Raw genomic sequence first — 20461 nt, forward strand, 5'->3', positions numbered from 1 at the left:
AATTCCGCCAGGTTAAGGCCTTGGCCGAGTTTGCGCGGGCGATCGGCTTGCTCCCCTGCCGACGATGCGCTTAAGCCGGACGCAACGAACGCCGGTGGGGGGGCAATGCCGGCGAACAGGGAGAGAAGTCATGCGTATCCTTTGCCGCCGTCATCTGCTGTCTGGCGTCGCGCTGCTTGCCGCAACGTCGGTACAGGCACAGGTCGCTTCACTGGCCACCGATGCGCCCGCGGACCCGGCCCCCGACGCAGCAGGTGAGATCGTCGTGACCGGTTCGCGCATCGCCCGCCCCGATTACGCGGCGCCCAACCCGATCGTCTCGTTCAGCGCGGCCGACCTCCAGCAGTCGGGCAACACCAACGTCACGACCTTTCTCCAGCGCGTGCCGGCGCTCACTAATTCGCGCGACAGCACGCGGACGGCGGGCAACGCGCAGGCCGACGGCAGCTTCGGGCAGGTCGGGCTCAACCTGCTCGATTTGCGCGGGCTTGGCCCCAACCGGACGCTGGTGCTCGTCAACGGCCGCCGCCATGTCGCCGGCCAGCCCGACACCGCTGCTGTGGACATCAACGCGATCCCCACTGATTTGATCGAGCGCGTCGATGTGCTCACAGGCGCGGCGTCGGCTGTGTACGGCGCAGACGGCGTCTCCGGCGTCGTCAACTTCGTGCTGAAGCGCGATTTCGATGGCGTCGCGGCCCGCAGCCAGTTTGGCATCTCCGAGCGTGGCGACGCCGCCAACCGCTTCGCCTCGCTGATCGCGGGCCGCAACTTCGCCGACGGCCGTGGCAATCTAACGCTCGCCTACGAGTATAACGCCGACCAGCCGCTCGCGAACGACGATCGTCGGTATCTCGCACAGGGCGACCGCCAGTATTTCGTCAACCTCGACAATTACGACCCGACGCGCCCTGGCAGCTACAAGGTCGGACCGGTCGGCGACCTGCGCTACCCGTACAGTTCGAACCAGGGCATCGTGTATATCGGCGACCAGGTTTTCCGCGGCGACGGCGCGCTCTACACGCCCGGCCGGTTCCTGCAGAACGACGGGTATTCGATCGGCGGTGACGATACGCCCGTCGCGGGCTATATCGGCGATATCTTCCCGCGTACCCGCCGCCACGCGGTCAACGCGCTGACGCATTACGACGCGTCGGACGCGTTCAAGGTCAGCCTGGAGGGCAAGTTCGTCCAGTCGACCGTGACCAGCTTTGGTGGTTATGGCGGCAATTATCCCGCGACAGTCGCGCTCGACAATCCGTACATCCCGGCAAGCATCCTCGCAGCGGCGACCGCAGCCGGGCTCGGCTCGGTCGACGTCAACCGCAACAACTTCGACATCCCGCGGCGTGGCGAGGAAGACCGCCGGCGCACCTATCGCGGCGTCGTCGACGTCACCGGCCGGATCTCGGAGCATGCCAGCTACGACGTGTCCTATACCTATGGCCAGACCGACGTCCGCGCGACCAAGCTCAACGACCGCCTCAACGTTCGCTTCCTGCACGCGCTCGATGCGGTGCGCGGGCCGGGCGGAACGATCGTCTGCCGTTCGGCCGAGGCCCGCGCGGCCGGCTGCATTCCCGTCAACACGTTCGGCGGCAACACTGTGGATCCGGCCTCGTTCGGATATTTCCTGAGCAACCCGGCGAGTGATGCACGGCTCACGCAGCATGTCGCCAACGCCTCGCTGAACGGTGACTTCGGGCAGTTCTCGGCGCTGCCCGGCGGCCCGGTCGCGTTCGCGGTCGGTGGCGAATATCGTCGCGAATCAAGCAGCTTCCGTCCGGCGCAGGCGATCACCGACAATCTGTTCTACCAGTATGACGAGTACATCCTGCCGACCCCGTCGAGCGGCCATTTCGATGTCTGGGAAGCGTTCGGCGAATTGAACGCGCCGATCCTGAAGGACGTACCGTTCGCCAACCTGCTCTCGGTCGGTGCCGCGGGACGCTATTCGGATTATTCGACGGTCGGCTCGACCCGTGCGTACCAGTTCAACGGCATCTACGCGCCGATCCGCGAGATCAGCTTCCGCGGCTCCTACGGCCGCTCGGTCCGCGCGCCCAACATCGGTGAGATATTCCGTCCGCAGACCGGCAGCAGCAACTTCTTCTCCGATCCCTGCTACATCGGCAACCGCACGCTCGGGACGCAGTTCCGCACCGCGAACTGCCAGGCGCTAATCACCGGCGCCGGAGGCAATCCCGCCACCTTCACCGCGCAGAACAACCCGAACGCGACGATCTTTATTCCTGGCACGCAGCAGGGCAATCCGGACCTGCGCGCCGAAGTCGCCCGCACCTGGACAGCGGGCGTTGTGGTGCGGCCGATCTCCGGGTTGTCGATCGGGCTCGACTGGTACGACATCCGTCTGCGCGACGCGATCAATACGCCCGATGCGAACACGATCGCGTCGCTGTGCGTCGATCAGCCGACGCTCGACAACGCCTATTGCAAAGTGATCAGCCGCGAGCGCGGCACCGGGTTCATCAACGGCTATGTCGTCCAGCCGCAGAACGTCGCGGCGTTCCGCACTGCCGGTGCCGAACTCAACATTGCCTATCGCTTCCGGACGGCGCGAGCAGGCGCGTTCGATATCCGGCTGGTCGGCGGCTATCTCGACAAGCTCGAACAGGTCGCCACGCCGGGCGCCATAACCGAGGACAATGTCGATCAGCCGTTCCGTCCGAAATATACCCTCACCTTCTCGCCGAGCTGGACCGCGGGGGCGCTGACGCTGAGCTACAACCTGCGCTGGCAGGACGGCGTCCGCCGGTTCGCCAAGGTTGATACTGATGCGAACCCAAGCCTCGTCGATCCGCGCTATCTCCGGTACAAGGAGCTGTGGCAGCACGACGTGCAGACCGAGGTCGCGGTCGACGAGAGATTCTCGTTCTATGGCGGGGTCAACAACCTCGCCGACCAGAAGCCCGATATCGGTTTCGAAACCAACGTGCCGATCTCGCCAGTCGGCCGGTACTTCTATGCTGGCGCGAAGGTTCGGTATTGAGCCGCTCGGGCGTTGACGTTGGACGATGCCTCGACGACGGACGCCTGATCGCCAAAACGAGAAAAAAGACGCCGTGCTAACCAAAGACATGCTGAGCCTTATCACGATGGAGGAAGGGGCCTTCATCGATCCCAGTTGCACAGTCGTCGATCCGCACCGCCTGACACTGCGCAAAGGCGCGTTCGTCGGCCCCGAGGGACTGATCGACGCCGGCGGTGGCGTCGAGATCGGCGAAGCGGTGCGGATCAGCTACCGGTGCACGATCATCTCGCTGACCCACCACATCACACGCTCGGTCTGGCGACGGGGCGTGGACGGGGATCGACTTCGGCCTGTCCTGATCGAGCGCGGTTGCTGGGTAGGCGCCAACGTCACCATTTATCCGGGCGTCACCGTGCGAGAGGGGTGCGTCATTAATGCAGGATCGGTGATCGCGAAATCTACCGAAGCACATGGACTTTACTGTCCACCATATGCCGTGCGTATCAAAGACCTTGAGTTCGAGTGACGGCTGATCACGATCGCGTCGTCAAGACCAACTATCTACGTTCCACCCGCCCGAAGCTCTCGTACGAGGCTCCGAAAAAATGGCGTATCGCTAAATGAACGAACGGCCGGAGTTTGGGTTAGCCTATGGGGACCTGAATGACCGTTTGTTGGTCAGGTGTTCTCATGGAGCTCGTGCGTAAACCCATTCCTCTAACGCTCAACTGGATTGCCAGCGGATCGCATCGATCAGCGCGCGCATCGCAGGACTGACCCGCCGGTCCGGATAATAGAGCCTGCACCCGGGATAGGGCGAGCACCAAGCACCGAGAACCTGGATCAGACGCCCGTCCGCAATTTCGGCGGCCACGTCGTGCTCCATCATGTAGCCGAGGCCTGCACCCGCCCGCACCGCTGCCGATGACAACACTTCGTCGTTGACGATCAGTTGCCCCGCAACGCGCATCCTGATGTCGCGTCCGCCCTCCTCGAACTCCCAAGGCAGCAAGCCGCCGCCGCCCAGCTGTCGGTAATTTACACAGATGTGGTCTTCGAGATCGGCCGGACTTATCGGGAGTTTGCGGCGGGAGAAGTAGCCCGGTGTGCCGACCACGACCGTGCGCAGGTCGGGGCCCACCGGCACCGTCACCATGTCGCTGTCGATCGCGCCCGCGAGCCGGATTCCTGCGTCAAACCCGCCAGCGACAAGGTCGATCAATCGGTCATCGACAATCACCTCGACTGAGATGTCAGGATGATCGATCAGGAATGCAGGCAGGCGCGGCGCTAGAATCGTGCGCGCGGCCCAACCGAACGTCGTCAGCCGCACCGCTCCCGTCGGCGTGTCCCGCCAGTCAGCCAAGCGCGACAGGCCGCGCGCAACTTCGCTCAGAGCTGGCCCAAGCGACCGCAGCAGTTGCTCGCCCGCCAAAGTCGGCGCGACCGAGCGCGTGGTCCTGGCTAGGAGGCGAACGCCAAGCCGCAGCTCCAGTGCCTTCATTGCATGACTTAGGGCCGACGGAGACAGGCCGAGTTCTGCAGCTGCGCGCGTGAAGCTGCGCAACCGCGCCACGGTCGCGAATGTCGCCAAATCGTCAAGCTCGCCGCGCCGCATTGATGCATCATGCTCACAAGCCCTTGCACCTAACAATGACTAATCGTGGTCGCGCGCGCTCCTTATTTTCCGGATGAAGCAAGGAGACAGTCCATGAGCCTTAGTCACTATCGCACTCTTGGCCGTTCGGGCCTCGTCGTCAGCCCGCTTGCGTTGGGCACTATGACCTTTGGCCTTGGCCAGTGGAACGCTGACGATGCCAGCGCGCGCAAAATCTTCGACGCCTATCGCGAGGCGGGCGGCAACTTCATCGACACCGCCGACATTTATTCTGGCGGTGGCAGCGAGGATCTAGTTGGTCGCTTCATAAAAGAGACGGGTTCACGCGACGAGGTGGTGCTGGCAACCAAGTTCGGTTTCAATGGATCTGCCAGCCCGCTGACCGCTTCGCAGTCCGGCGGCGGCAACCCCAATGCGGGCGGGGCGGGAGCCAAGAACATCCACCGCGCGCTCGACGCCTCCCTCCAGCGGCTCGGTACCGACTATGTCGATCTCTACTGGATGCACATTTGGGACGGGGTGACGCCCGCCGAGGAGTTGGTCGAGACGCTCGGCGCGCTCGTTCGCTCCGGCAAGATTCGCTACTACGCCTTCTCCGACATGCCAGCATGGCTGGCTACTAAGGCGGCGACAGTCGCATCGGAGCGCGGCGTCCCCGGCCCAGTCGCGATGCAGGTCGAATATTCGCTGGTGGCGCGCGATGTGGAGGCCGAGCACATTCCCGCCGCGCGCGACGCCGGCATGGGCGTACAGCCATGGAGTCCGCTCGCGGGCGGTTTCCTGTCAGGCAAATATCGGCGCGACGACACCGCCGAGACCGGTCGACTGAGCGGCGCCAACCCCTTCGGCGACAGCAAGTTCGTCGATCGCAACTGGGACGTGCTCGACGTGGTGAAGGCGATCGCCTCCGAGATGGACTGCAGCCCCGCACAAGTTGCGCTCGCATGGACGATGGCGAAGTCGGGGGTGTCATCGACGCTGATCGGTGCCCGCTCGGTCGAGCAACTGAAGAGCAATCTGGCTGCTGCGTCGCTCACGCTGGACGATCGCAAAATGGAGCGCCTGAATGAGGTGAGCGTCCCCGCCCCGAGCTTCAGCGCCGCGCTGGCATCGCCCGCCATCCGGAGGATGATCTTCGGCGGCCAAGACGTGCGTGGATGGGGCGAGTAAGTCCCCGCTACCACCCAATCACGATAACCAACCCTGTCGCAGTTTCAGGGTGCTACTGGCTCTGTCGTCACTGAAAGCTGCCAGTCCGATTTTTCTGAGATTACGACGTTGATGACGGGTCATCGGTCGCAAAAAAAACGGTCAGCGCCGAGATGAATGAGTGTCTGAAGGTGAGAAGCCGGAGATTGGATGCGAATGACCGCAACTGGGTCACCTCTGCCCGATGGTCTCCTAGTCTCACATCAGCATGATGGATGCATCGGGCGCTTCGTAGACGGTTGTAAGCATAGCCTCGACCCGATCCAATCCCGCTCGAGTTAGTTGAAGATTGAATGTAGCGTCCGCTTGGGCGTCAATGATATTGCGCTGGCGCAGTACGGCCACCCACCTGGTAGCAGTTGAGATTGCTACGTCCGCATAGGTCGCGATCTGGTTCAAGCCTACCGCGCGGCCTTCTGCTTCGGCCAAATAAATGCCGATGAGGAGCGATCCAATTGGGTCGGTGCTGAGGTCAGCGCCGAAGAGCTTGACTCGTGCATCGTGGACATGGCGTATACGAAGCGCCGCCTCCCATAGCCTAGCTGGCGGCAGATCACGGCCGCCCTCGTGCCAGAACAGAGTACTAATCAGGCGGTCAGGGTCAGAGAAGCGAGTGACCAGAAGGTTCGCTGCGATTGAAGTACCGTCAGGGCGCAGATATCGCTTCTGCAATCGGACTGGGGCGGCAGCCGCTTCTAGTACCGCTAGCATATTGCCGCTTCGCTGCAAATCCCGGGGGTCGGTGATCTGCCTATATGAGATCCCAATCAAGTCGCTTTCACGGCGCTGCAATAAATCGAGAAAGCCCTGATCTGCCTGCAGGATGACTCCATCGAGCGTTGATACACAATGAGCTGCCGGCATAGTTACCCCGCAAACTAATTGGATCGATAATATATAATAGTGAGGGCTTGGTGCAACGGGAGTGTCGTTGCCGTGCCGGCGATCTAACCTGCTGCTACGTCCGCGTCAGCTATCCATCACGCGACACGCAGATTGTAGAATGGGCTTCCCGGCGAGGTGAATGAACGACCGGAGTCGAGGAGCGAGGGAGCGGCCGGAAATGACCGCAACTGGGTCTCCGCTGACGCAAGGTCCTGACCGGAAGCCTCACGCGATCTGCCACCTTATCGCCTTAAAGACCTCGCATGATCTGCCAAGTTTCGTTCCGGACCGGCGAAGGAAGGCAGGCTGGACGTCGATAGGAGGCTGGAAGTTGCGCTTCAGAGTATTCGCGAGCTGGCTTCTCCGAATAGGCGTCGTCGCCTTATTCTCCAGCGGGTCCGCCATACATGCGGGCGACGTTCACCGTACCGCGATAATTGCTGAAAAATCGAACCCGGCACAGAAAGTCTATTGGAGGCCTGTAGTTAATGGGCGTCTTCCGAACGGTGTGCGCTATGCGATCCTCGCAAGGCAGTCAGACGAGCCTGGCATAAGTCTGCTCATGCGAAACGAAGGTGGCTTCATCGAGGAGCAACGGCCGGGCGAGCGCGGGTTGACACACCTTATCGAGCATCTCGTATTCGTCAGTCCGACGATAAACGCGCCGAACGATTTGCATCATCTTGTGAAGATCGGTTTGCCGCTAACTTTCGCCGCCCCTTCCGCCGGTACCACAAGCTGGCGAGAGACCAATTACTTCGTGTCGACCAGAACGACGCGCACGGCAGACCTCGACACACTGCTGCGTCTATTCCGCGAGGTCGCGACCGACCTCACGTTCAGATCCGATGCAGTCGACGATCAGCGTGCGGACGTGATGCGCGAGATGGCCGGCAGGAAGCCCGGCAACGTGATCTACGCCGACTATATCGCGGGCATAGCACCAGGCTCTCCGACGGACGTCATCGACGGGCAAAATTCCGACGACGTACCGACAGCGAGCGTAGAAACGATCCGCGCTCTATACCACCGCCTATACCGACCCGAGAACATGATGGTCGTGATCGTCGGAAACGTCGATCCGACCACCGCGAAGGCTCTTATCACCCAGCGTTTCGGGAGTTGGAAAAGCATCGGGTCGCCGGTCGGCCATGTCCCTGTTCCGCGCTTGCGTTACGATCGCATCGCGCCGATCAGTTTCTCAGCTCTGCCGCAGGGGCGCAGGACAGCGCTGATCACCGTGGCAATGCCGACACTTTCGTCACCCGGCTCCAAAAGATCGCAGATGGACGCAGAGCTCATGGACAGGCTGGCGATCCGCGCGGTCAACAATCGACTGGCAAGAGCTCAGCCAGGCAGTCCGTCCGGAAAGGTCGGAATGTTCATCGAGAATGGCGAGCAAGGCCACCGGCTTATCATGCTTTGGGACAACTTTACGGGCGACGCATGGCAGCCTGCACTGGTCGACCTCAAACGTACCACATGCCGACTAGGTACGGCGGGCCTCTCTGCAGACGAATGGGACAGGGCGAGGCGTGACCTGATCCAGGAGCTCGAGCAGATTACTGGAGACATGGGCCACGCCAAGAACGTCGAACTGGCAAAGGATCTATCTCACGCCATCGCCGCAGACAGGGAGCTGATCGCTCCGAGCGCTTTGCTGCGACGTGCTCGGATCTGGTTGCCGACGATCGATGCAAGCACTGGGAATGCTTGGTGGCGTCAGCAATGGCAGAGCGGCCACGAACATGTCCGGGTCGAAGCGCCTGAGCTTGCCCGGGTGGTGGACCCCCGTCAGGCGATACGGACCGCACTGGATGCAGCATCGTCGCGAGCGAGCTGCCACTAACTACGACAATAGCCAGGCCGGAACAGGGAGACACGGATGGGAATCGTCCTAATCGTCGCAGCGGTCGCATCGCAGACCGGACCTATGACGGTCGTTCCAAAGGTCGTGGATTTCGACCTTGCCAAGGTGCGCCCCAGAAAACCGACGTGCTTGGATCGAGGGCAGTCAGACGAGATCATCGTGTGCGCTCCAAAGGGAATGGACATCTGGCTGGGTGACGTAAGCGGATTTGCCGCCAAGCAACTGAATGCCGAATTCAAAGGGCCGCTGAACGCCGAGACGACCATTCACGTCATTCAGCAAAAGAGCCTCATTGCTACGACCCCGGCAGCGGCCGTGACATTGAAATGGCGTTTCTGATATTTCTGGTCGCGGGAAAATCCCGTGTTCGACCGCAATCCAAACTGAACCGCATCTGCCGTTGCCAATGTTACTCGCCCCACTTTTCTAAAGCTTAATGAATGTCCGAAGCTGGTGAGCCAGAACCTGGCTGTGAATGACCGAGATTGGGTAAATGTACCTCGGCGTCTTCACCCGAGATCAGCTCCTGCACTCATCCAGAAGCATTTGCAGCCGCTCGGCATCGTCAGGCGTGGCGGGGTTGTAGATAATCATCCCCAGTTCCGGCCTTCCTTCGACGGCGAACGACGAAAACTCCATCGCCAGCAGCCCCGCGTCGGGATGGTGGATACGCTTTACTCCTTCGCCGTGAGCGACCACGTCGTTATCCTGCCACAGCGCTTCGAACTCAGGGCTGAGCCGAGACAACTCCATGACGAGCTTTATCACCTCGGCGCTGGTGCTAGCGCCGGCGCGCGCCACGTCGGCGCGGAAGGCGCCGACGACGAAGCAGGCGATGCTGTCGAAATCGGCATTGCGGGCGCGGACGTGGTCGCTGCCGAACATCAGACGCAGAATGTTGCGTCCCTCGCGCGGCAGCTTGGAATAGTCGGTCAGTAAGACCGCAGCGGCACGGTTCCAGCCGACAACGTCCCACATCGCGGTCTTGATGATCGCTGGGCTGAACACCATCCCGTCGAGTACCCGTTGCAGGCGAGGGGTGATGCCGTCGACCGGCTGATAGCGGGCCTCTGGCAGACGACCCAGTCCGAGCATGTAGATGTGCTCGCGCTCCGGCTCGGTCAGCATCAGCCCCTTCGCAATGCGATCGAGGACATCCGCAGATGGCGCGCCGCCACGGCCCTGCTCGAGCCAGGTGTACCAAGTGGGACTGATATTCGCGCGGCTCGCAACCTCTTCACGGCGCAAGCCGGGCGTCCGGCGGCGACTGCCGCTGAGCCCGAAAGTCGCCGGGTCCAGGCGAGTGCGGCGGTCGCGCAGGTACGTGCCCAGCGAATTTGGTGCTTCAGTAGACAAGATGTATCCTGTTGCAGCTTATACCACGATAAGACCACTACTTTAACAGGGTCGGGCGCAAGGCGATACATCCCTCGTCAACGAGGAGATTTCCATGCGCGTGTTCTTGACCGGTGCGACCGGCTTTATCGGCTCCCATGTCATTCCCGAACTACTCCACCGCGGTCACAATGTGCTCGGACTCACTCGCTCCGACGCGGGCGCGCAGCAGCTCGAAGCGGCTGGCGCCGATGTTCATCGGGGCGACCTGGAACGACCGGAGACCCTTGCGAGTGGTGTCGCTGCGGCTGACGCGGTCATTCACTGCGCATTTGATCACGACTTTGCCAACTTCGTCGAGAATACTCGAAAGGATGAACGCAACATCGCCGCGATGGGCGATGCGCTGGCGGGAACCAACAAGCCGATCCTGATAACCTCGGGCATCGGTATTGGAACGCCGCGCAACGGCGGTCCTGCGACCGAGGATGTGCTCAACCCGCTCCACGCCAATCCGCGCATCGTGACGGAGCTGGCCGCCGCAGCGCTGATCGCCCGCCGCATCGATGTCCGCACCATTCGCCTGCCGCAGGTGCACGATACTATCAAGGCCGGTCTGATCACGCCGCTGATCGCCGAGGCCCGCCGTGCTGGGGCGGTGGCGTATCTTGGCGAAGGGAAGACACGCTGGGCTGCCGCGCATATCAGCGATGTCGCCAAGCTATACGTGCTGGCTCTCGAGCGCGGCGAGCCGGGCGCGCGATACCATGCGTCGGTCGAGGAGGGCGTCGATGCACGCACGATCGCAGAGGCCATCGGCGAGGGAACCGGATTGCCGGTACGTTCGATCGCAACCGAAGACATCGAGCGCTTCTTCGGCTGGATGGCTCCCTTCGCCGCTCTCGACATGACCGCGTCCAGCGTCTTGACGCAGGAGCGGCTGGGATGGGAGCCTACAGGTCCCGATCTACTCACCGATCTCGCCGCGATGAATCATTACGAGCCCATGATCGGATAACAGATCGCCGTTGCACGCTGATGAGAGTAGTTCCGCTGGCGTGCAGCGGCGTGACTATAGCCTGAGGATCACACCATGGCCTCGGCCGGTTACGTGAATGAACGGCCGATTCTGGGATGCCGCTTTCGGGCACCGAACGACCGCTTGTGGGTCGTAACGCCAACAGGCCATTCGTTGAAGGAAGCCACCCGGCAGTCGGTCTAAGCGTCGGAGCGGACTGCTCGTTGAAACGGGCGCCACTGCATATGCCCGAATAATGGCGTCACGATTAGATGCGGTACAGCGAGAGCCGCAATGCCCGCGAATAGGGGGCGAACGCCGGAAGGGTCAGAGTGTAACAAGAGAACGCCTGTTATGGTAGCGAGCAGTATCGCGGCGACCAGTATCGGAGCAGTTGCTCGGAGGTAGCTGCCCATCGTTGCACAACCGATCTGCGTACGACGTTCGAACGTTTGGGGTGCGGCATGCAGAACGAGAAAGCCCACCGAAAACCCCACGAGTGGCGGCAGAACGACAAGGGCCACCGTCCCGACCAGGAGGCGCAGGTCTTTGCGCTGACATGCTTTTACGACCAAATACGCTGCGGCTATTGCGCCGATCAACGCCATTGTCGACACCATTGCGGGCAGCACGTTTGTCGAGGTGCCCCCAAGACGAAGAATATCGGTCAGGTTCGTGGCATGGAGTGTGGCGGGGGTGGCGACAAGGCTCGTTCCTCTCGCCACCCTCTCCAACGGCCGATCCGCTGGTGCATCTTCCACGCCGAAATGAACTGCCGACGCGACGAGAAAAGCCGGAAGTGCGACCGCTGGATCAATGACCCACCAACAGAGGCAAACTGCACCAACAAAGACGTATAAGGCGACGAACAAAGGGCGTTGCCGCGGCTCGACGATTGCCAAGTCGCTGGCGCCATGTGCCATGCCGATGAAACCTATCGCCACAACCGCAAAAGCTAATTGTACGGTCAACGCGCTAATGGAGGCGGCGGCTGCCGCCCCTAGAAGCAGGCTCCAGCCCCAGGCTGGAGCGCGGGCGATCATGACTGATGACCGCGTTCGGTGCTATGCTGCTCCAGCGCCTTGTCCAGATTGCTTGCCGCATAGAAGGCGTAAACAACCTTGGCGACGACATCCATGATCAGAATTGCCCAGACTGATGTCGGATCCATGATGATCTTCATTCCTTCAGGACCGATCAGGAAGACGATTGGATAGAGGAACCAGATAACCGTCAGGAAGGCGACGTTCTTATTGTATGCCGTGCCCAAGGCCATGCCCCGGCTTTTCGCCAGCATGCGTAGCGGCCCCCACAAGAGGTACAGAACGCCGAGAAAGGCGACGCATGACCACGCATACCAGACCCATTTTGCGAACGATGGGCCGGTTAGCGACGACACCAGTCCCGTAGCTATCATTAGCACGTCAAGGACGATGATGGCGGTGAGGTGGCCGCCAACCTCGCCGGTTCTACCATGCTCATGGAAGGCCAGAAGAACGAGGCTCGATAGCAGGATCGGCGTTGTCACCGACCAATCGAGGTATCTTGCGAGATAGGTGACCGAGCCGTCGAGCTTGAACAGCGTACCAATGCCGAAGGCCATTGCCAGATACGCCGTAGCTGCAATGAACGGCACGCTGGCATGCAGCAGCGTATGGTGGCCGGACGGGTGACTTTATCTTCCCCGTCGCATAGATCGCCAGCGAACCCAGCGACATGATTGTGAACCCAAGTAGGAAGGCAGTCTGATCCATGCGGGATCCCCAGCACAAGGGGGCGACCCGATGCCGACCCAAATCGCATAACATGGATTGTATCGTTTTGTGTCCACGCCGGAGCAAAGTTCATCGGCTTGTCATGAAGCGCGGTCGATAGGAGACGAACGGACACTTCGTCAGTGAATTAAGCCGGCGGACTTTCCTGCGCGACGCTGCGTAAGTAATCACTGGTACCGGATGCCTTCATGAGCATCGTATCGACTAGCCGTTGTCCTCTGCAGCCCCGGCGAACTGGATTGCGCGGCTTTGGTATCACGATACTGAAGCTTGGCTGATTGTGGAACGCGCGGTCGCCTGGATCGCTAAGATGGACCGCCTATCGCTCACCCACAAACTGAAAGTTCCGCATGTTCAACGGACTCGGCCTGCCGGTTTTGCTCGCCATCTTTGCCGCCTGCGCAGGCGTAATCTGGGTAGCGGGCGTGAAGCTAGCTGATACGACGGACATTCTGTCCTCGCGCCTTCACCTAGGCAAGGCGCTCGGCGGTATCATCGTACTCGCAATAGCCACCAACCTGCCCGAGGTCGCGATCACCGTCAGTGCGGCGCTGGCAGGCAATCTGGGGGTGGCGGTCGGCAATATACTAGGCGGCATCGCCATCCAGACGGTTGTGCTCGTGGCGATGGACATCGCCATGAAGGAGCAGGTGCCTCTGACCTACCGCGCCGCCAGCCTCACGCTGGTCGTGGAGGCGGTGCTGGTCGTGGTGGTCTTGATCGTGTCGATCATGGCGACGCAGTTGCCGGGCACGCTGATTGCGGCTCGCCTGACTCCCGGGGCGGTGTTGATCGGCGTCTTGTGGATCATTGGCGTGTGGCTTTCCAGCAAAGCCAGTAAGGGGCTGCCTTGGCAAGATACGAGCGGCACGGCTCCCGACGCGCAAAAAGAACCCAAGGGCCACTCGCAGGCGAAGAAGGATGACGCCTCTGGACAGCGCGGCGAGAGTACGATTCACGTCGCATTGGTCTTCGGCGCTGCGGCGCTTGCAACATTGGCAGCCGGTGTACTCTTAGAGCGAAGCGGCGATGCCATAGCGGAACACATCGGCCTCAGCGGGGTCATCTTCGGGGCAACGGTGCTTGCGGCCGCCACGTCGCTGCCCGAGCTTTCGACCGGTATCACCTCGGTACGCATGAAGGACTATCAGCTGGCCGTCAGCGACATCTTTGGTGGAAACGCCTTTCTGCCAGTGCTCTTCCTCCTAGCCGTCGTCGTCTCAGGCAAGGCAGTGCTGCCTGATGCTCAGGCAAGCGACATCTATCTTGCGGGCCTTGGAGTGTTGCTGACCTGCGTTTACGCCGCAGGCCTGATTTTCCGACCCAAACGTCGAATTTGGCGCATGGGCATCGATTCCTTCGCGGTGCTTACCCTTTATGCCCTCGGCGTGGGCGGCCTGTTCGCAATATCTAGCGGTCACGCCAGCTGAGCCGCTTATTCCAAAACGCGACTTTCTGAGGTGGAAGCCAGCTTTTGAAACTAGCCGTGTTGAACATGAACAGGTGTCCGATGTTGGGAGGAGAGAAGGAGCACGTGTATGGCCGATTCTGGGTCGTCGGGGCTGCTCGAGGAGGCTTTGCGTTACCCTCGCGCTCACAGCCGCAAACAGTCGTCGCCTATGACATGCTGGGTGCTTATAGGTTGGCCTGTTCCTCTTTGTTTAAGTCAGCATCGGGACCGTAATAGAGTTCAGCGCACGCGCCGCGCAGGCAGCCACCCTCGATCTCGATATCGTCCCGATAGGCGTCCCCGATGAAGCCGAGAGTGTCGACGTGCTTTGCCTCGAAATACATCGGATGCACATCGTTGCAACCAGCACCGTAAACGACGCGGCCGACTTTCGACCAGATCGATGCCATCGTGCACATGCCGCAGGGCTGGAGTGTCGAGTATAACGTCGCCCCGCGCAGCTCCAGTTCTCCGGTTTGCTCACAAGCCCGACGGATAGCCATCATCTCGGCATGGGCCGTTGCGTCAGGCAACTCCTTGGTCTGATTACGTTCGGCTGCAATCACCTTCCCGTCTAGCACGATGACGCAGCCAAGCGGGGAGGTTGAGGGATCGGACCCTTTGGAGCGTGCGACATCTATCGCCATTTGCATCCAATGTTCGTCGGTATCGGTCTGCATTGCGTATCCATCTAATTGCAGTTGCTGTAAGATTTGGCGTGTCGATCCGGTTGCGGCGTCAGCTTTGAACCACCCTGACGGTCGCTTCCGTGGGATCGACCGGATCCATCACGAAAACCCCCGCATCACGGTTCGCGACAAGCCATGCGACGTGCGCGGCAGAGATGCGCTGGCCCGGCACCAGTCGAGGGACGCCCGGCGGTGCGGGCGCGATCATCTCTGCTGCGATCCTTCCCTCAGCCGCCTCGTAGGCCACCATTTCGGCTGGGCCGTAGAGTGCCGCAGGCCCGGGCATCGCCATGTCGACGGACAGGGTACCGATCCCGGGCATAGGCGAGATTGCCGACAGGATGGAGGGATCGGAACCGAGCTGATTCACGAGATCCTGCAAGCCGCGGACGAGCTTGCGGAGATCGGACCTGGTTGTGCCCAGCGACAGAACGGCCAGGATATGCCGGGCGTCGGATAGCCCCATACTGATCCGGTGATGCTTGTAGAGCCAGTCATCGATAGCATACCCCGATACGCCCAGCACCGAGACGTCGATCAGCACCTTGGTGACGTCCAGATCGGCATCGGGCGGCAGATGATCGCAACCTAACACTCGCAACGGGGCAATACCGGCAATCTTTCTGCGGACCTTCTCCGCCAGCGCAATGACGCCGTTCCACATCTGCTCCCCGTTCAACGCGTGATCTCGCCGGGTCGCGTCAAGCGTTGCTAGGATCGGTACCGATGGGCTGGTGGTCTCGAACAGCTCATAGGCCATCCACAATCGCTGGCGATCGATCAGGTCGCCCTTGGCGACGATCACCGATCCCTGCGCGAGAGCCCCCATCGTCTTATGGGCGCTGTAGACGGCGGCATCCGCCCCCTTGGTCAGCGGATCGTCAGGCAGTCCTTCACAAAATGCGAACGCACCACCCCAAGCGGCATCGACGATCATGGGAATACCGTGATCGTGACAGACAGTGGCGAGTGCCGCGATATCGCTCGTCACGCCGTAATAGGTTGGGCTGACGACGATGAACGCCTTGGCGGTTGGATTGGCCGCCAAGGCGGCGTTCAGCGCCTGCGGCTCAACACCATGCTCAATGTCCCATTCCCCGTCGATCTGGACCGGCACGATGGCGGCATTGAGCCCCGTCGCGAGCGCGTAGGCACGCTCAGCCTTGTGGGCATTCGCCGCGACCAGAATGGTGTCACCTGGTCCGGCGACCGAGGCCATAACCGTGTGAAGACTCTGGGTGGATCCGCCGGTTACAAACCGGCAGAAGTCGGCATTCCAGGCCTCCGCCGCGATCTCGTGCGCACGTTGAAGGGCCAGCTTGCCTTCGGTACGGTCGTCGAGCCCCTTCGGCGTCAGCACGTCGGCGTGGAAAACGCGCTTGCCGAGCAGTGCCTTCATCCCGCCAGGAATTACTGCACCCTGGTTGTGGCCCGGCGCTCCAAATCCGATGACCGGCCTCTTCTCGATCGCCGCCAACGCATCGGCCAACGGCGCACTCTTCTGATCCATGCCGAACCCTCTCCTGATCGAATGGGTGAAACGCACGGATACTGGAAAGCCCCTCCACGATGGTTGATCTTCTTTATCAAACAAGCAGTTATCCGCCGAAGGCGGACATGGATCAAACCTTCCGCCTAGCTGGCTAGGGCGCTCATCGATAGCAAAGCCCTTTCCAACATTCCGTCACCAAGGGTACGAAAGAGGAAGAGCTATGAGGAACGAGATGCCGATCAACGTCAACGCGGCGAGTGCGGCGGAGTTGGACACCATCTCGGCGCTAGCGGGGCACGGGTTCAAGATCGTCCGCTATCGTGAGGAACGTGGCGGGTTCAGTGACCTGAGACAACTTGATGAAGTACCCGGTCTTACCGGTAAGGCCGATGGGGCGACTGCTTCACTGACCGTCGGCGATTGCTGACTCAGGCGGGCGCCAGACTTTGGAACGCCGCGATAAGAGCCTGTTCGTTGATCGGTTTGTCGAGAACGATCATCGATGGCCGACTTACATGGCATGCTTCGCGCGTGCCGGTCACGAAGATCACGGGCGTCGGCCCATGCTCCAAGATGATGGCTTCCACCGCGGCAGGGCCGGTACCGGCTGAGAGATTGACGTCGGACATGATGATGGAGGGAGGCCTCAATCTCGCAGCATCGATTGCCTCATCTTGCGAGGCAGCCTGATCAAAGGATATGCCGCCAGCCCTCGCGATCAGCTGGATGATGTGGTCGGCGATGAGGAAATCATCCTCGATGACGAGCACATGGCACATATGACGGATCCCGATAAGCTGAGCTCTTAACCAATGTGGTCACGCAACGGGCCCGCCACGGCGTTAATAAATGTCAGACAAGGTCGAGAGCTCAGATCGGCGCTTCGATTGCGAAGCGAACACCTTCCGGCAAATATTGGATTTCCGCCTTGCCGCGGATGTGGCGTGATAGGACGCGCTCAATCATTCTCGTACCAAATCCAACACGTGTTGGCATAGCAACGATAGGTCCATCCTGCTCCGCCCAGGAGAAGGTAAGTCGGCGTTCGGTTGCATTGCCGTTCAGGTCCCAGCGTATGCTCACCTCACCCTCCGGTACCGAGAGCGCTCCATATTTGATCGCATTGGTCGCCAGCTCGTGCAGTGCCATAGACAACGCAAGTGTCACTTCCGGGGTCAGCCGTATCGTCGGGCCGATAGCGGAAAACCGTCGACCGTTGCTGTCCATGAACGGCGCCAGCACCCGCTCGACAATCTCACCGATTGCCGCGCCTTCGATCTCGTCCTTGAGCAGCAGTTCGTGCGCAGACGCGAGGCTAGCGATGCGGCCCGACACCGCATCCCGAGCCTCAGCAAGGGACCCAGCATCGCGTAGCGTCTGACTGACTACGGCACTGACCGTCGCAAGTGTGTTCTTCACGCGGTGTGTCAGTTCATGGGCCAGAACCGAACGTTGCTCCTCGGCGAATTTGCGAGCTGAAACATTGCTCGAAAAGCCCGAAACCGCCAACGGCGTGCCATCCGCACGGCGCTGCAGCGCGCCTTGGGAATGGATCCAACGTTGCTCACCTTCAGGCGTCAATATGCGGTATTCGACGTTATAACGCGTGCCATGCTCGATAGCGCTGTTCAGCGAAGATCTGACGAGTTCGCGATCCTCTGGGTGCACGCAAGCCAACAAGCCTTCCACCGATAATATCTCTCCGGTCGGCCTTCCAAAGTTCGTCAGGCAACTTGGCGAGTAGCTGAGCCGCCATTCTGGCAGGTCGATGGTCCAAGTGCCCAGTCCGCCAGCATCGAGCGCAAGCGCCAAGCGCGCTTCTCGTTCGGCCAAAGCGACTTCACGCTTCGCCAGCTCGGCACTTAGCGTGTCGCGGTCGCGTTCCAACTGTAACAGCCCGTGCCGCTCGAGCGTGACATCGAGCTGGGATGCAACGAAGTAGCGTAGGCTGCCGGTCGCGTCATGCACGGGCGCGACCATGAGGCGGTTCCAGAACGGCGTGCCGTCACGACGGTGATTCAGAAGGTCGATATCGATCGGCTCGCGGCTAGCGACCGCATCCTTCATACGTCGGACGTCGGCCTGATCGGTCAACGGTCCCTGCATGAAACGGCAGTTCCGGCCAACAACCTCGACCGCCGAGAACCCCGTCAGAGCCTCGAACGCACGATTGACGTAAACCAGCGGGTTATCCGGTAGCGTTGGATCGCTGACGACCATCGGCGTAATGCAGTGATCGAACGCCGCAACGAAGGGGTCATGCTCGTTTAGGCGGGACGCAAATGCATCGATAGCCTCGCGTACGACACCTGAGGTATCGTGCGGTCGAATAGGCGAAGGCGGGAGGGGCTGACGGTCCAAAGCAGGAACGTCCTAGCGGTAAGACGTTGATGGATCAACGTAATCGAATTTATGTAGAACTTCTGTCATCTGTCGTCCCAACTCGTGAGGCCATGCGATTGTCGGTTATCACCGGAAATCAGCGGCTAGTCTGGGACCACTCTGCGGCGAACGCGGGTGCTGCAATGAAGCTCGCCGGCTGCGGGGATACGGGCGGCGGATCGCAGACACCCTCTTCAATGTAGCGCATTGCGGACATCAGACCATTCCGGGAGAAGGGCTTGGGTATGACGCCATGCCCACCGGCAAAGTCGGCTGGGATCTTAAGTGGGTTTGCAGTGACGAAGACGACTATCGCGTCCGCCCATCGCTTCCGGATTAGTGCACAGACATCCAGACCGCTGGTGCCTTTCGCAAGCTGTAGGTCGACAAAAGCCAGGTCCGGGTGGAGATCGCCTGCCAAGTCTTCAACTTCATAGAGAGACACGGCCTCGCCGACGACACGGTGACCGGCGTCTTCGATCATCGCTTCGATATCCATGGCCAAAAGAGCTTCGTCCTCGACGATCGGCACGTTCAACGGCGGTTGGGCACGTACACTCATTAACCGTCCACCGGGAATGAGAGAGATACATGAACCCCGGGGGCGGCGTCGGACCACATGACGTCGGCCCTGACTTGCTTGGCGAGGCGGGAGATAAGCATCTTGCCAATGCCGTCCGGCTGAACGTCATTGCTGGCTAGCCCATGGCCATCATCGGTGATTTCGATCAGGGCATTATTGCCTTCTAGGGCGGTGCGGACGGAAATCGTACCGGCTCGCCCGTTGGCAAATGCATGCTTGATGGCGTTGGTCGTTATCTCGTTGAGGATCAACCCAAGCGATGCCGCCTTACTAGACGGCACCTCTATTTGCGAAATATTCGAAACCAGCTTGATGTCGTCGCGTCGGCTGGCACCAACGACGTCGCTGATTAGATTTTCGGTAAACGCCCCGACGTCGAAGCGGGTGACGTCGTCCGACTGATAAAGGCGGCGATGCACTGTCGCCAGCGCATCAACCCGTTCAAGCATAGTTTCAAGTTTTGATGAAACGGCCGGGTCTGATATGCTACGCGCCTGCAAACGCAGAAGTGAACCGATCATCGTAAGATTGTTCTTTACGCGATGGTCGACTTCGTGAAGCAGCAGAGTTTTCGCATCTAACGCGGCCTCGAGGTCTGACGTGCGCGCCTCGACTTCCTGTTCGACCAATAACTTCTGCTTTGAAATGATAGTCTGCGCTTTGACGCGGTCAGTAACATCAAGCTGGGAGGCGAAGAAGAATACAACCTTACCGGCGTCATTGCGTACAGGGCTCAGATACAACGCGTTCCAGAACGCAGATCCATCTTTTCGATAGTTTAGGAGGTCCACGGCAATGTCGGTCTGGGCGTCGATTGCCCGACGCACTTTAGCCACCTGCTCCCGGTCGGTGTCGGGACCTTGCAGGAAGCGGCAGTTACGGCCGATGATTTCACTTCGATCATAGCCCGACAGCGTTTGAAAGGCTTCGTTGCAGAAGACGATCGGGTTATCGGTCTGCGCGGGGTCCGTGATGACCATAGGCATTCGGGTAGCCCGAACAGCCGCGGCAAAAGGGTCCGCTCGCCCGTGCTCGTAATCGAGCGCTTCCGTCAGATGCCAATCGTCCCGCTGCTTCATCACGCCTCCGTGGAGCGTGCCGACCAGCCGAACTCCGTGCCGGGACTAAATCGTTTTGATCGGCTTCCGTTCCGCTGAGAGATC

At 60.7% G+C, this 20461-nt stretch carries 19 protein-coding genes; 8 read left to right on the top strand and 11 right to left on the bottom strand.

The genetic code is table 11. From position 1 onward, the window contains the following. The first annotated feature begins 130 nt into the window (after window positions 1-130). Together IFT71_RS18305 and IFT71_RS18310 are read left to right on the top strand one after the other, a co-directional pair. Window positions 131-3010 carry a TonB-dependent receptor plug domain-containing protein gene (locus IFT71_RS18305; RefSeq protein WP_197976224.1) on the top strand — a complete coding sequence of 960 codons (2880 nt, stop codon included), beginning with the start codon at window positions 131-133 and terminating at the stop codon, window positions 3008-3010. 73 nt (window positions 3011-3083) lie between these two features. Then, the gene (locus tag IFT71_RS18310; protein ID WP_056681094.1) at window positions 3084-3518 is read left to right on the top strand and encodes an acyltransferase; all 435 of its coding nucleotides are present in this window, start codon (window positions 3084-3086) and stop codon (window positions 3516-3518) included. Window positions 3519-3716: 198 nt separating this feature from the next. Here the strand turns inward: IFT71_RS18310 and IFT71_RS18315 are convergent, their stop codons facing one another. After that, window positions 3717-4610, bottom strand: coding sequence for a LysR family transcriptional regulator (locus tag IFT71_RS18315; RefSeq protein WP_192071671.1), 894 nt, complete (start codon window positions 4608-4610; stop codon window positions 3717-3719). Window positions 4611-4655: 45 nt separating this feature from the next. On the opposite strand from IFT71_RS18315, the gene IFT71_RS18320 reads away from it, so the two are divergent. Continuing rightward, a complete protein-coding gene (locus IFT71_RS18320; RefSeq protein WP_341786169.1) occupies window positions 4656-5780 on the top strand; it encodes an aldo/keto reductase in 1125 nt (374 codons plus the stop codon). A gap of 237 nt (window positions 5781-6017) precedes the next feature. Here IFT71_RS18320 and IFT71_RS18325 read toward each other — a convergent pair whose 3' ends face one another. Beyond that, complete coding sequence (locus IFT71_RS18325) at window positions 6018-6683, bottom strand: PAS domain-containing protein (RefSeq protein ID WP_192071672.1); 666 nt, start codon at window positions 6681-6683, stop codon at window positions 6018-6020. A 583-nt stretch (window positions 6684-7266) separates the two neighbouring features. Here IFT71_RS18325 and IFT71_RS18330 point away from each other — a divergent pair. Both IFT71_RS18330 and IFT71_RS18335 read left to right on the top strand, forming a co-directional pair. Further along, window positions 7267-8553 (top strand): M16 family metallopeptidase, encoded by a 1287-nt coding sequence (locus tag IFT71_RS18330; RefSeq protein WP_192142732.1) that lies wholly within the window; start codon window positions 7267-7269, stop codon window positions 8551-8553. Window positions 8554-8589: 36 nt separating this feature from the next. Continuing rightward, entirely contained in the window at window positions 8590-8913 is a 324-nt protein-coding gene (locus IFT71_RS18335; protein ID WP_192071675.1) for a hypothetical protein, read from the top strand. A gap of 180 nt (window positions 8914-9093) precedes the next feature. Here the strand turns inward: IFT71_RS18335 and IFT71_RS18340 are convergent, their stop codons facing one another. Next, window positions 9094-9930, bottom strand: a complete 837-nt coding sequence (locus tag IFT71_RS18340) for a helix-turn-helix transcriptional regulator (protein ID WP_192142734.1) — start codon at window positions 9928-9930, stop codon at window positions 9094-9096. 94 nt (window positions 9931-10024) lie between these two features. Between IFT71_RS18340 and IFT71_RS18345 the strand changes: the two genes are divergently transcribed. Further along, the gene (locus IFT71_RS18345; RefSeq protein ID WP_192142736.1) at window positions 10025-10927 is read left to right on the top strand and encodes an SDR family oxidoreductase; all 903 of its coding nucleotides are present in this window, start codon (window positions 10025-10027) and stop codon (window positions 10925-10927) included. A gap of 200 nt (window positions 10928-11127) precedes the next feature. Here the strand turns inward: IFT71_RS18345 and IFT71_RS18350 are convergent, their stop codons facing one another. Together IFT71_RS18350 and IFT71_RS18355 are read right to left on the bottom strand one after the other, a co-directional pair. Next, window positions 11128-11970 (bottom strand): Brp/Blh family beta-carotene 15,15'-dioxygenase, encoded by an 843-nt coding sequence (locus tag IFT71_RS18350; protein ID WP_192071678.1) that lies wholly within the window; start codon window positions 11968-11970, stop codon window positions 11128-11130. Then, complete coding sequence (locus IFT71_RS18355; RefSeq protein ID WP_342212697.1) at window positions 11967-12563, bottom strand: bacteriorhodopsin; 597 nt, start codon at window positions 12561-12563, stop codon at window positions 11967-11969. The genes IFT71_RS18350 and IFT71_RS18355 overlap by 4 nt, the downstream gene beginning before the upstream one ends. Window positions 12564-13052: 489 nt before the next feature. Between IFT71_RS18355 and IFT71_RS18360 the strand changes: the two genes are divergently transcribed. Next, window positions 13053-14132, top strand: coding sequence for a sodium:calcium antiporter (locus tag IFT71_RS18360; protein ID WP_192142738.1), 1080 nt, complete (start codon window positions 13053-13055; stop codon window positions 14130-14132). Window positions 14133-14337: 205 nt separating this feature from the next. Here the strand turns inward: IFT71_RS18360 and IFT71_RS18365 are convergent, their stop codons facing one another. Next, window positions 14338-14832 carry a nucleoside deaminase gene (locus tag IFT71_RS18365; protein WP_192142740.1) on the bottom strand — a complete coding sequence of 165 codons (495 nt, stop codon included), beginning with the start codon at window positions 14830-14832 and terminating at the stop codon, window positions 14338-14340. 58 nt (window positions 14833-14890) lie between these two features. Continuing rightward, window positions 14891-16351: an aminotransferase class I/II-fold pyridoxal phosphate-dependent enzyme gene (locus IFT71_RS18370; RefSeq protein ID WP_192142742.1), complete on the bottom strand. Its 1461-nt coding sequence runs from the start codon at window positions 16349-16351 to the stop codon at window positions 14891-14893. 202 nt (window positions 16352-16553) lie between these two features. Between IFT71_RS18370 and IFT71_RS18375 the strand changes: the two genes are divergently transcribed. Continuing rightward, window positions 16554-16760, top strand: coding sequence for a ComEA family DNA-binding protein (locus IFT71_RS18375; RefSeq protein WP_244655037.1), 207 nt, complete (start codon window positions 16554-16556; stop codon window positions 16758-16760). 1 nt (window position 16761) lies between these two features. Here IFT71_RS18375 and IFT71_RS18380 read toward each other — a convergent pair whose 3' ends face one another. The 4 genes from IFT71_RS18380 to IFT71_RS18395 form a co-directional block, all read right to left on the bottom strand. After that, entirely contained in the window at window positions 16762-17112 is a 351-nt protein-coding gene (locus tag IFT71_RS18380; RefSeq protein WP_192142745.1) for a response regulator, read from the bottom strand. 91 nt (window positions 17113-17203) lie between these two features. Then, window positions 17204-18553 carry a PAS domain-containing protein gene (locus IFT71_RS18385; RefSeq protein ID WP_244649231.1) on the bottom strand — a complete coding sequence of 450 codons (1350 nt, stop codon included), beginning with the start codon at window positions 18551-18553 and terminating at the stop codon, window positions 17204-17206. 259 nt (window positions 18554-18812) lie between these two features. After that, the gene (locus IFT71_RS18390; RefSeq protein WP_192142748.1) at window positions 18813-19277 is read right to left on the bottom strand and encodes a response regulator; all 465 of its coding nucleotides are present in this window, start codon (window positions 19275-19277) and stop codon (window positions 18813-18815) included. Beyond that, the gene (locus tag IFT71_RS18395; RefSeq protein WP_192071686.1) at window positions 19277-20377 is read right to left on the bottom strand and encodes a histidine kinase dimerization/phosphoacceptor domain -containing protein; all 1101 of its coding nucleotides are present in this window, start codon (window positions 20375-20377) and stop codon (window positions 19277-19279) included. Before IFT71_RS18395 ends, IFT71_RS18390 begins: the two co-directional genes overlap by 1 nt. Between the last annotated feature and the right edge of the window lie 84 nt (window positions 20378-20461).

This window comes from Sphingomonas sp. CFBP 13733 (assembly GCF_014841795.1).
GTDB classification, from domain to species: domain Bacteria; phylum Pseudomonadota; class Alphaproteobacteria; order Sphingomonadales; family Sphingomonadaceae; genus Sphingomonas; species Sphingomonas aerolata.